Origin of the sequence: Micromonospora sp. 15K316, from assembly GCF_004348525.1 — a bacterium.
GTDB lineage: Bacteria > Actinomycetota > Actinomycetes > Mycobacteriales > Micromonosporaceae > Micromonospora.
Map to the genome: position 1 here is coordinate 1 of NZ_SMKG01000192.1, position 11,592 is coordinate 11,592.

At 74.4% G+C, this 11,592-nt stretch carries 7 protein-coding genes; 2 read left to right on the forward strand and 5 right to left on the reverse strand.

Going from position 1 to position 11,592, the window contains the following annotated elements; translation table 11 throughout:
* The 3 genes from E1211_RS25535 to gltB form a co-directional block, all read right to left on the reverse strand.
* Positions 1-1,237: MFS transporter (locus E1211_RS25535; RefSeq protein WP_132351675.1), on the reverse strand; the 1,237-nt coding region annotated here is incomplete at its 3' end.
* Between the two features lie 192 nt (positions 1,238-1,429).
* A complete protein-coding gene (locus E1211_RS25540; RefSeq protein WP_132351677.1) occupies positions 1,430-2,938 on the reverse strand; it encodes a glutamate synthase subunit beta in 1,509 nt (502 codons plus the stop codon).
* Positions 2,931-7,634, reverse strand: a complete 4,704-nt coding sequence (gene gltB, locus E1211_RS25545) for a glutamate synthase large subunit (RefSeq protein WP_207915509.1) — start codon at positions 7,632-7,634, stop codon at positions 2,931-2,933. Before gltB ends, E1211_RS25540 begins: the two co-directional genes overlap by 8 nt.
* Before the next feature lie 144 nt (positions 7,635-7,778).
* Between gltB and E1211_RS25550 the strand changes: the two genes are divergently transcribed.
* Entirely contained in the window at positions 7,779-8,624 is an 846-nt protein-coding gene (locus E1211_RS25550) for a GNAT family N-acetyltransferase (RefSeq protein WP_132351679.1), read from the forward strand.
* A gap of 30 nt (positions 8,625-8,654) precedes the next feature.
* On the opposite strand, the gene E1211_RS25555 is transcribed toward E1211_RS25550, so the two are convergent.
* On the reverse strand, positions 8,655-9,842 hold the full coding sequence (locus E1211_RS25555; RefSeq protein ID WP_132351681.1) for an NAD(P)/FAD-dependent oxidoreductase: 1,188 nt from the start codon (positions 9,840-9,842) through the stop codon (positions 8,655-8,657).
* 15 nt (positions 9,843-9,857) lie between these two features.
* Positions 9,858-11,036: a prolipoprotein diacylglyceryl transferase gene (lgt, locus tag E1211_RS25560; protein ID WP_132351683.1), complete on the reverse strand. Its 1,179-nt coding sequence runs from the start codon at positions 11,034-11,036 to the stop codon at positions 9,858-9,860.
* Between the two features lie 99 nt (positions 11,037-11,135).
* On the opposite strand from lgt, the gene E1211_RS25565 reads away from it, so the two are divergent.
* Positions 11,136-11,592, forward strand: a 457-nt coding sequence (locus E1211_RS25565; RefSeq protein WP_132351685.1) for an NUDIX hydrolase, incomplete at its 3' end; no start/stop codon positions are given.

Consider the following 11,592-nt stretch of genomic DNA (forward strand, 5'->3'; position numbering starts at 1 on the left):
CCACCCGGCCCCGCAGCACCCGCCCGCGCAGCCCGTCCAGGGCCGCCGCCGCGACGACGGTGCCGACGGCCGCGACCGCGCCGGCCAGCACCAGGGTCTGCCGCGGACCGGCGTGTTCGGAGAGCCAGCCGAGCAGCGGCGCGCCGACTGCCGAGGAGACCGAGCCGGTGACGGCGAGCGCCGCCAGCACCCGACCGCGCATCAGGTAGTCGGTGTCGAGCTGCGCCCGGGCACCGACGGTGGTGTCGATGACCACCGCGGCGGCGGCGATCGGCAGGATCACCGCGGCGAAGCTCAGGGTGCCCGGCGCGAGCCCGGCGACGATCTGCAACACGCTCGCGAGCAGGCCGGCGCCGATCAGGACGCCGTAGCCCAGCCGGCGGCTGCGGGCGGCGACGAGCGCGCCGAGCACGGTGCCCACGGCGAAGACCGTGGAGAGGAAGCCGTACCCGGCGGCGCCGCCGCCCAGCGGTCCGTCGCTCATCGCCGCCATGGTCACCTGGTAGTTGCGCCCGAGGCTGCCGAGCACGAACGACAGGGCGAGCGCGACGAGCACCACCGGCTGCCCGAACAGGTAGCGGAAACCGGCCCGGATGCCGCCCTCGGTGGCCGCGGCCGCCGGCTCGGACTCCGGCTCCCCGGCGTACCGCTCGCGCTCGCGGACCAGGAACAGGGCCGCCACCACCGCGACGAAGCTGACGGAGTTGACGACGAAGAGCAGCGCGGGACCCACGGCGGCGACCACGACCGCACCCGCGCTCATGCCGAGGATGCGGCCGGCGGAGTTGGTGAGCGAGCCGAGCGCGAGGGCGTTGCCGAGGCTCTCCCGGTCGACGAGGGTGGAGGCCCAGCGCCCCATCACCGGCCCCTCGATCGCCGAGACCGCGCCCGCGGCGAGCGAGATCGCGTAGATCGCGGGGAGTCCGCCGGTGCCGGTGAGGGCGACGAACGCCAGGCTCGCCGCCAGCGCCGCGTGGGCACCCTGGGCGGCGATCAGCAGCGGCTTGGCGGACAGCCGGTCGGCCAGCGCGCCGCCCCAGACGCTGAGCAGCAGCGTGGGGATGGCCTGGAGGAGGATCGCGAAGCCCATCGAGGTCGCCGAGCCGGTACGCGACAGTACGTACCAGTTGACGCCGAGCACCTGCATCCAGGTGCCGATCACCGACACGAACCCGGCGATCGCCCAGATCCGGTAGTTGCGGTGACGAAGCGCGGCGAACGTGGCACCAAACGCCACGGCACGACCTCCCGACCAGAGAGCCTCATGAAGGGGGCCGGTACGCACGCGGATCGGCCGTCGCCAAGTGTGACGACGATAAGCCCGTTTTGCCGGTCTTCGTGAGCGGGTTCACGTGCCGCCGCCCCGGTCCACGGGGAACCGGGGCGGCGTCGGGGCCGGTGTGACCGCTGGTGCCGGGGAGACCGCCGCTCAGCGGGCGGCGAGCGGCTGGGCGGCCGGCTCGACCGGGGCGGGCAGCGCGCCGCTTCCGCCGAGGTACGTGTGGACGGCCGCGGCCGCCGCCCGCCCCTCGGCGATCGCCCAGACGATGAGCGAGGCGCCCCGGTGCATGTCACCGGCGACGAAGACCCCGTCGGCGTCGCTCTGCCAGTCCGGCCGGGCGTCCACCGCGCCCCGGGCGTTGCGGCGCACCCCGAGCTGGGCCAGCAGGGGCTGCTCCTCGGTGCCCTCGAAGCCGATGGCGAGCAGCACCAGATCGGCGGGCAGCTCCCGCTCGGTGCCGGGCACCACGCTGACCACCCGCCGGCCGTCCCGCTTCTCCACCGTCACCTCGGCGATCCGGACGGCGCGTACCTGCCCGGTGCCGTCGTCGACGAACTCCCGCACCGCGACCGCGAAGACCCGCTCGCCACCCTCCTCGTGCGCCGGGTAGCTGCGCAGGATCCACGGCCAGGTCGGCCACGGGTCGCGAGTCTCGTCGCGGCCCAGCGGCGGCTGCGGGTAGAGGTCGAGCTGGTGCACACCGGCCGCACCCTGCCGGTGGGCCACCCCGAGGCAGTCCGCGGCCGTGTCACCACCGCCGATGATCACGACGTGCTTGCCGGCCGCGTCGATCGGCGTGCCGTCGGGCAGCACGGCCGGCGCCGGCTGGCCGCCGCCCGCCGCCGCGACCACCCGGTTCGCCGCGACGAGGTGCGCCATCGCCTGGTGCACGCCGCGCAGCTGCCGGCCCGGGGTCTCCGGGACGTCCCGGCCGGCCAGCGCGCCGCAGGCCAGGACCACCGCGTCGTGCCGCTCCCGCAACTGCTCGGCGGTCACGTCCACCCCGACGTTCACGCCCGGGCGAAACTCGACGCCCTCGGCGGCGAGCTGCGCCAACCGCCGGTCGATGTGCTGCTTCTCCAGCTTGAAGTCCGGGATGCCGTAGCGGAGCAGGCCGCCGAGCGCGTCGTCGCGCTCGTACACGGTGACGGCGTGCCCGGCGCGGGCGAGCTGCTGCGCCGCGGCGAGCCCGGCGGGGCCGGAGCCGACCACGGCCACCGAGCGGCCCGTGGACACCGGCGCCGGCTGCGGCCGCAGCCCGTCCCGCGCCACCGCCGCGTCGGCGATCTCCACCTCGACCTGCTTGATCGTCACGGGGTCACCGCCGCCGATGCCGAGCACGCAGGCCGCCTCGCACGGAGCCGGGCAGAGCCGGCCGGTGAACTCCGGAAAGTTGTTGGTGGCGTGCAGCGACGCCACCGCCGCGTCCCAGTTGCCGGTGCGGACCAGGTCGTTCCAGTCCGGGATGCGGTTGCCGAGCGGGCAGCCGTCGTGGCAGAAGGGGATGCCGCAGTCCATGCACCGGGTGGCCTGCTCGCGGATCAGCTCCGCACCGGCCGGCGGGTAGACCTCCCGCCAGTCGGAGATCCGCACCGGCACCGGCCGGCGCTCCGGCAGCCGCCGCGGATAGCGCAGGAAACCGTTCGGGTCAGGCACGGGCCACCTCCTGGGCGGTCGCCCGCGGCGCGGGCGGCACGGGCATGGACGAGGACGCGGGCTGCACGGCTGGAACGGCTGACGCCGCCAGCGCGCTCATCACCGCGTCGTCGACGTCACGGCCGGCGGCTTCGGCGGTCCGCATGATCTCCAGTACCCGGCGGTAGTCCCGGGGCACCACTGCGGTGAACTCCACCACCGCCTCCGGCCAACGCTTGAGCAGCTCCGCGGCGACCGCCGAGTCGGTCTCGGCGAAGTGCCGCTGCACCAGCTCGTGCAGCACGGCCTGCTCCTCCTCGCGCAGTGGCGCGAGGTCGACCATCTCGGCGTTGACCCGGTCGTGGTCGAGCCGGTGGACGAAGGCGGTGCCGCCGGACATGCCGGCGGCGAAGTTGCGTCCGGTCGGGCCGAGCACGACCACCGTCCCGCCGGTCATGTACTCGCAGCCGTGGTCGCCGACCCCCTCGACGACGGCCACCGCGCCGGAGTTGCGCACCGCGAACCGCTCCCCCACCCGTCCACGCAGGAACAGCTCCCCGCCGGTCGCGCCGTAGAGGATGGTGTTGCCCGCGACGATCTGGTCCTCGGCCCGCTGCCCGGGCGCGGCGTCCGCGTCGACGAACGGAGCGGTCGGGTCGGGGCGGACGACGACCCGCCCGCCGGAGAGCCCCTTGCCGACGTAGTCGTTGGCGTCGCCGTGCAGCCGCAGGGTCACCCCGCGCGGCAGGAACGCGCCGAAGGACTGCCCGGCCGTGCCGCGCAGCGTCACCTCCACGGTGCCGTCGGGCAGCCCGGCGCCACCGTGCCGGCGCACCACCTCGCCGCCCAGCATCGCGCCGACGCTGCGGTGGTCGTTGCGGATGGCGAGCTCGACGCGGACCGGCGCGCCGTCGCGCAGCGCCGGCTCGGCGAGCGCGATCAGTTCGTTGTCCAGCGCCCGGTCCAGGCCGTGGTCTTGGGCCCGTACGCCGCGGCGGGCCGCGTCCGGCGCCAGTTCGGGCAGGTGCAGCACCGGCGCGAGGTCGAGCCCCTGCGCCTTCCAGTGCTCGACCGCCGGTACGACGTCGAGCAGCTCGGTGTGCCCGATCGCCTCCTCGATCGTCCGGAAGCCCAGCTCGGCGAGGTAGCCGCGGACCTCCTCGGCGAGGAAGAGGAAGAAGTTCTCCACGAACTCCGGGGTGCCGGTGAACCGTTCCCGCAGCACCGGGTTCTGGGTGGCGATGCCGACCGGGCAGGTGTCCAGGTGGCAGACCCGCATCATCACGCAGCCCGCGACGATCAGCGGCGCGGTGGCGAAACCGAACTCCTCGGCGCCGAGCAGCGCCGCGACGAGCACGTCCCGGCCGGTCTTGAGCTGGCCGTCGACCTGCACGGTGACCCGGTCGCGGAGGTTGTTCAGCAGCAGGGTCTGCTGCGCCTCGGCGAGCCCCAGCTCCCACGGCGTGCCGGCGTGCTTCAGCGAGTTCAGCGGGGACGCCCCGGTGCCGCCGTCGTGGCCGGAGATCAGGATGACGTCCGCCTTGAGCTTCGCCACGCCCGCCGCCACGGTGCCGACGCCCACCTCGCTGACCAGCTTCACGTGCACCCGGGCCGCCGGGTTGACGCACTTCAGGTCGTGCACCAGCTGGGCGAGGTCCTCGATGGAGTAGATGTCGTGGTGCGGCGGCGGGGAGATCAGGCCCACACCGGGGGTCGCGTGCCGGGTACGGGCGATCCACGGCCAGACCTTGTTGCCGGGCAGCTGCCCGCCCTCGCCGGGCTTCGCCCCCTGGGCCATCTTGATCTGCAGGTCGTCGGCGTTGACCAGGTACTCGGTGGTCACTCCGAACCGGCCGCTGGCGATCTGCTTGACCGCCGAGCGGCGGGCCGGGTCGTGCAGCCGCTCGACGTCCTCGCCGCCCTCGCCGGTGTTGGACTTGCCGCCGAGGCGGTTCATGGCGACGGCCAGGGTCTCGTGCGCCTCCGCCGAGATCGAGCCGTACGACATCGCGCCCGTGGCGAAGCGCTTCACGATCTCGGTGGCGGGCTCCACCTCGTCCAGCGGCACGGGCGGGCGCACGTCGGCGCGGAGGGCGAACAGGCCCCGCAGCGAGCCCGCCTCGGCCGCCAGCGCGTCCACCTTGGCCGTGTACCGCTTGAAGATGTCGTACTGGCGGCTGCGGGTGGCGTGCTGCAGCAGGAAGACCGTCTCGGGGTTGAACAGGTGCAGCTCCCCGTCGCGGCGCCACTGGTACTCGCCACCGACCGCCAGCCGCTCGGAGCCGGGGGTGCCCGTCGTCGGCCAGGCGAGGGCGTGCCGGGCGGCGACCTCGGTGTGGATGCCGGCCAGACCGACGCCGCCGATCCTGCTCGGGGTGCCCCGGAAATACCGCTCGACCAGGCGGTTGTCCAGGCCGACCGCCTCGAAGACCTGCGCGCCGCAGTACGACGAGACCGTCGAGATGCCCATCTTCGACATGATCTTCAGGACGCCCTTGCCGAGCGCCTTGACGTAGTTGCGCACCGCGGCGGCCGGTTCGAGGCCCGGCAGCGCGCCCGTGGCGATCATGTCCTCCACCGACTCGAAGGCCAGGTACGGGTTGACCGCCGCCGCGCCGTAGCCGATGAGCACCGCCGCGTGGTGCACCTCGCGGCAGTCACCGGACTCGACGATCAGCGCCACCTGCGTACGGGTCTGCTCCCGGACGAGGTGCTGGTGCACCGCCGCGGTGAGCAGCAGCGACGGGATCGGGGCCAGGTCGGCGTTGGAGTCGCGGTCGGAGAGGACCAGGATCCGCACGCCGTCCTCGATCGCCTCGGAGACGTGCCGGCAGATCTCGGTCAGCCGCGCCTTGATCCCGGCGGCGCCCTCCCGCAGGCGGTAGAGCCCGGAGACCCGGACGGCCTTGAAGCCGGGCAGGTCGCCGTCCTCGTCGATGGAGAGGATCTTGGCCAGCTCGTCGTTGTCGATCACCGGGTAGGGCAGCACGATCTGCCGGCAGCTCGCCGGACCCGGGTCGAGCAGGTTCCCCTCCGGCCCGATCCGGGAGCCGAGGCTGGTGACCAGCTCCTCCCGGATGGCGTCCAACGGCGGGTTGGTGACCTGTGCGAAGAGCTGGTGGAAGTAGTCGTAGAGCAGCCGCGGCCGGGTGGAGAGCGGCGCGATCGGGGTGTCCGTGCCCATCGAGCCGATCGGCTCCGCCCCGCTGCGCGCCATCGGCCCGAGCAGGATCTTCAGCTCCTCCTCGGTGTAGCCGAAGGTCTGCTGGCGGCGGCGTACCGAGTCGTGGGTGTAGACGATGTGCTCGCGGGCCGGCAGGTCGGTCAGCTCGATGAGCCCGGCGTGCAGCCACTCCCCGTACGGCTGCGCGGCGGCCAGCTCGGCCTTGATCTCGTCGTCGTGGACGATCCGGCCGGCGGCGGTGTCGACGAGGAACATCTTCCCGGGCTGGAGCCGCCCCTTGGCGACCACCCGGGCCGGATCGAGGTCGAGCACGCCCGCCTCGCTGCCGAGCACCACCAGCCCGTCGTCGGTACGCCACCAGCGCCCCGGGCGCAGCCCGTTGCGGTCGAGCACCGCGCCGACGATCTCGCCGTCGGTGAAGGCGACCGAGGCGGGCCCGTCCCACGGCTCCATCAGGCTGGCGTGGAAGCGGTAGAAGTCGCGCTTGTCCGGGCGCATGCCCGGGTCGTTCTCCCACGCCTCGGGGATCATCATGAGCACCGCGTGCGGCAGGCTCCGCCCCGCGAGGTGCAGCAGCTCGAGGACCTCGTCGAAGTTCGCCGAGTCGGAGGCCCCCGGGGTGCAGACCGGGAAGGTCCGCCGGATTTTGCCGGGCAGGTCCGGGCTGCGCAGCAGGGCCTCCCGCGCCTGCATCCAGTTCCGGTTCCCACGGATGGTGTTGATCTCTCCGTTGTGGGCGATGAACCGGTACGGGTGCGCCAGCGGCCACGAGGGGAACGTGTTGGTGGAGAATCGGGAGTGCACGAGCGCGATCGCGCTGGCCAGCCGCTCGTCGGTCAGCTCGGGATAGAACGCCGGCAGCTGGTCGGGGGTGAGCATGCCCTTCCAGACCATCGTGCGGGCCGACAGCGACGGGAAGTACGCCGGCGCGCCCCGCTCGGCGCTCTCCCGCTCGACCTGCTTGCGCAGGCAGAACGCGACCCGGTCCAGGTCGAGGCCGCGCAGCGGCGAACCGGCCGGCCCGGCCGGTGAGTCGGTGAGCCGGCGGGCGGCCAGGAAGAGCTGCCGGACCCGGGGCATCGCGGCGAGGGCCGTCTCGCCGAGCCCGCTCGGGTCCACCGGTACGTCGCGCCAGCCGAGCAGCTCGGCCCCCTCGACCACCGCGTACTTGTCGACGACGCGGCGGGCGAGGGCCTCGGCGGCGTCGTTGTCGGGGAGGAAGACCAGGCCGGTGGCGTACTCGCCGGCGGGTGGCAGCGGGAAGTCCACCACGGTACGCAGGAACGCGTCCGGCACCTGGATCATGATGCCCGCGCCGTCGCCGGTGTTCGGCTCGGCACCGCGGGCACCCCGGTGATCGAGTCGGCACAACGCGGCGAGACCGTTCGCGACGACCGTGTGCGAACGCCGCCCGTGCAGGTCGGCCACGAAGGCCACACCGCAGGCGTCGTGCTCGAACGCGGGATCGTAGAGCCCCACGGGCGCTGCGGAACCGTGGGTCGGGGCCGGCTGCTGCGGGTACGGAAAGGCCACCGGGCCTCCTGTCGTCACTCAGGATGGATCATGAAGGGGACGACGTCGGCCCGTGGGTCTATTGAGTCTACGTTAGGGCGGGACGCGCAAGGCCACTCCGGATTGATCACACCTTCCAGGATCTGGGACGGGTAGTCTCGCGCGGTGGATTCCGCGCACAAGCACCTCTTCGACCGGCTTGAACGTTTCTACGACGCGGTGCCCCGGGACGCGGCCCGCGTCGAGGAACACGGCGCTCTGCTGCTCTTCGTCCGGGACGGGGCCGGTTTCCCGTTCTACGCCCGGCCCCGGCCGGGCGCGCCCGATTCGCCGTCGCTGGCCGAGGTCAACGCGGTCCGGGAACGGCAGCGGGAGCTGGGCCTGCCCGAGGCGTTCGAATGGGTGCACGAGACCACGCCCGACTTCCTGCCGGTGGCCCGCTCGGCGGGGCTCGGGGTGCTCGAGGCGCCACTGATGGTGCTCGACCCGCGGGCGCTGCCCGATCCGGCGACGTTCGGCGACGTACCCGTGCGGGTGCTCGAACCGGACGCGCCCGACTTCGCCGCCGCCGTGGCCGCCCGGCGGGCCGTCGCCGCCGTCGCGTTCGCCTACGGCGGCACGGCGCGGGGTGAGGCCGGACCGGCGCAGCGGGACGCGGCGGCCACCGAGCTGGAGAGCGCCGCGCTCGACGAGGAGCGCGTCCGGATCGCGGACGGGCGGCGGATCTCGGTCCTGGCCGGCACCCCGACCGAGGGGGCGCTCGCCAGCGGGATGGCCATGCGCGTCGACGGCGTCGCCGAGATCGCCGGAGTGGGTGTCCTGCCCGCCGCCCGCCGTCGCGGACTCGGCGCGGCGGTCACCGCGACGCTCGCCCGCGAGCTGCTCGCCGCCGGCGTCGAGACGGTCTTCCTCTCGGCCGGTAGCGAGGAGATCGCCCGGGTCTACCTGCGCGTCGGTTTCCGCCGCATCGGCACCGCCTGCATCGCCGAACCCGCCGCCGTGCTCAGCTGAGCCGGCCGACGGGCCCGCCGGCCGGACCTGTCAGCTCGGGGGACGCCACTGGGCCGCCGCTGCGGCGGCGGTGTGCAGCAGTCGCGGCGTGAGCGTGCCCAGCGCCGCGTCACGGGCGCGCAGCGCCAGCCGGCCCCGGGCCTGGAGCACCGCCGACATCCGGCGGGACTGGCGGACCATACCGGCCGTGCGGGGGCGACGCACCCGGTCGTACGCGCTGACCGCGTCCGGCAGCGTCGACTCCCGCAGCAGCCCGGCGAGGGTGGCCGCGTCCTCGAACGCGAGGCAGGCGCCCTGCCCGAGGTGCGGTGCCATGGCGTGCGCGGCGTCACCGAGCAGCACGACCCCACCCGGGCCGGCCGGGAAGCCGTACGCGCGGGGCAGCGGCCGCAGCTCGCGGATCTCCTGCTGGACGAGGTCGGCCGGGTCGGTGGCGTCGAGCAGCGCCGCGATCGGGGCGGGCCAGCCCGCGTACCAGCGGCGCAGCAGCGCGAGCTGGGTCTCGGGTGGCTCGGGGCGGGCCGCGCCGGCGGCGGTGGCCACCCAGTAGATGCCGCCCCGGCTGGAGCCGCCCGACGACCCGCGGTCACCGAGCGAGGCGGAGACGAAGCGGTAGCCGGCGCCGAGCACCTCGCCGCCGACCCGCTCGTTCGTGGGGAGTTGGGGTGCCCGGTACCAGGGGATGACGGCCCGCCAGGCCGCGGAGCCGGAGCTGATCACCTTCGCCGCGGGGGCGAGCCGCTGGCGGATCTGGCTGTCGGCCCCGTCGGCGGCGACCACCAGGTCCGCTTCGAAGGTCTGCCGGCCGTCCCCCACCGCCGGCCGCTCCCCCGGCTCGGCGCGGACGGTCCGCACGGTCACGCCGGTACGTAGCTCGACCCGGTCGCCGAGCCCGGCGATCAGGGCGTCGTGCAGGTCCTCCCGGTGCACCACCACCGGCATCCGGTCGGCCGGCAGGGCCTGTGGCTGCACCAGCCAGTGTCCGTCGGGGCGCCGGATCCCGCCGTCGGGCAGCGGCGTGGCGATCGCGTCGAGCCCCGCGCCGAGGCCCAGCGCGAGCAGCGCGCGCACCCCGTTGGGCCAGAGCACCACCGCGGTCGGCTCGGGGCGTACCCGGTCGGTCCGCTCCAGCAGCGTGACCTGCCAGCCGGATCGGGCCAGCGCGCCGGCGACCGAGAGGCCGCCGATGCCGGCGCCGACCACCACCGCGCTCCGCATGGTGTCGCTCCCCCGTCAGCTCTCGCGGTCGGCCGGGCCGGTGCCGCCCGCGCCGGCCCGGTCGTCGGCACGGGCCGGCTCGTCCTCGCGGGCGGGCTCGTCGTCGCGGGCCGCCTCGTCGGCGGCACCGTCGCGGATCGGCGTGTCGCCGGCGTCAGCGGTCACCGGCGCCTCGGGCGCGACGCCGGTCTCGCGGTAGACCCGGAACTGCTCCTCGTCGACGACCCGGTAGCCGTCGGGCGCCGCGGCGCGGGGCGTGGCCTCGCGGGCGGAGAGGTCGACCTGGGAGACGTCGGATCCGGACGGCGCGGCGGCGGGGACGGCGGTGGCGGTCAGCGGGATCACGTACTCGCGGGGACCGCGTACCCGCAGGAAGTAGATCAGCGCGCCGAGGAAGACCAGCCCGGCGGTCCACACGTTGAGTCGGACCCCGAGGATGGTGTTCGCCTCGTCGGTACGCATCATCTCGATCCAGAACCGGCCGGCGGTGTAGCCCATCACGTAGAGGGCGAACGCCCGGCCGCGGCCGAGACGGAGCTTGCGGTCGAGCAGGAAGACCAGCGCCGCGACGCCGACGTTCCAGAGCGCCTCGTAGGCGAACGTCGGGTGGTAGAGACCCGGTTCGAGGATCGGCTGACCGGTGTCGTCGCGCAGCGCGTGGCCGGGATTGTCCGGGTCCATCCGGTGGACCTCCAGGCCCCAGGGCAGGGTGGTGCGGTCGCCGAAGAGCTCGTTGTTGAACCAGTTGCCGAAGCGACCGATCGCCTGCGCGAGGGGCAGGCCCGGGGCGAGGGCGTCCGCCACCACCGTGAGCGGGATGCCCAGTTGTCGGGCGGCGATCCACGCGCCGAGGGCGCCACCGGCCACCGCCCCCCAGATGCCGAGACCGCCCTCCCAGACGGCGAAGACCTTCATCGGGTCGCCACCGGCGCCGAAGTACTTCTCGGGGGAGGTGAGCACGTGGTAGATCCGGGCGCCGATGATGCCGGCCGGGACGGCCCAGACCGCGATGTCCAGCACCGCTCCCGGCGCCACCCCGCGCCGGCGCAGCCGGTACTCGGTCACCAGGCAGGCCACCAGGATGCCGACGATGATGCAGATGGCGTACGCCCGGACCGGCAGGGGCCCGAGCTGCCAGACGGCGGTCGTCGGGCTGGGCAGGGCCGCCTGGGGGGAGAACGAGGCGAGGGTCACGGATGCACACGGTACCGCTGCGAGGCCCTCGAGTGGCACCCGGCGGAGACTCGGGTCGTCGCGATGACTTCTGGTTTGCGCCGCCGTAGGCTCTTTGTCATGAGTCGGCTCACCTGGGCGGTGGCCGCGGTCGTCACCGACGACGCCGGTCGGGTGCTGCTCTGCCGGCAGGGCCGGGGCGAACACCGCCACGCCCTGCCCGGTGGGCGGCTGCATCGGGCGGAGAGCCCCCTGCCCGCCGTGCTGCGGGACGTCCGGGTCGAGACGGGCTGGGAGATCGAGGTGGTCGACCTGGTCGGCCTCTACCATCTCAGCGACCCGGCCCCGCCCGGGCGAGCCGGGCCGCCGCCGGACGTCCTGGTGCACGTGTTCCGGGCCCGGGCACGGGGTCGCGCGGCGGCGGGCGAGCCCACCGGCGGTTGCCGGGTCTCCTGGCACGAGCCGGGCGATCTGCCGGAGACGCTCACGCCGACCACCCGGGCGGCGCTCACGGATGCTCTGGCCGGCCGCTCCGGGGCGCTGCGCGACTGTCCCGCCCCTGTCTCTTATACACAAC

Bases quoted from the DNA above. Each gene is read 5' to 3' on its own strand.
- E1211_RS25555 (WP_132351681.1), bottom strand. From the start codon at position 9,842: ATGCGGAGCGCGGTGGTGGTCGGCGCCGGCATCGGCGGCCTCTCGGTC.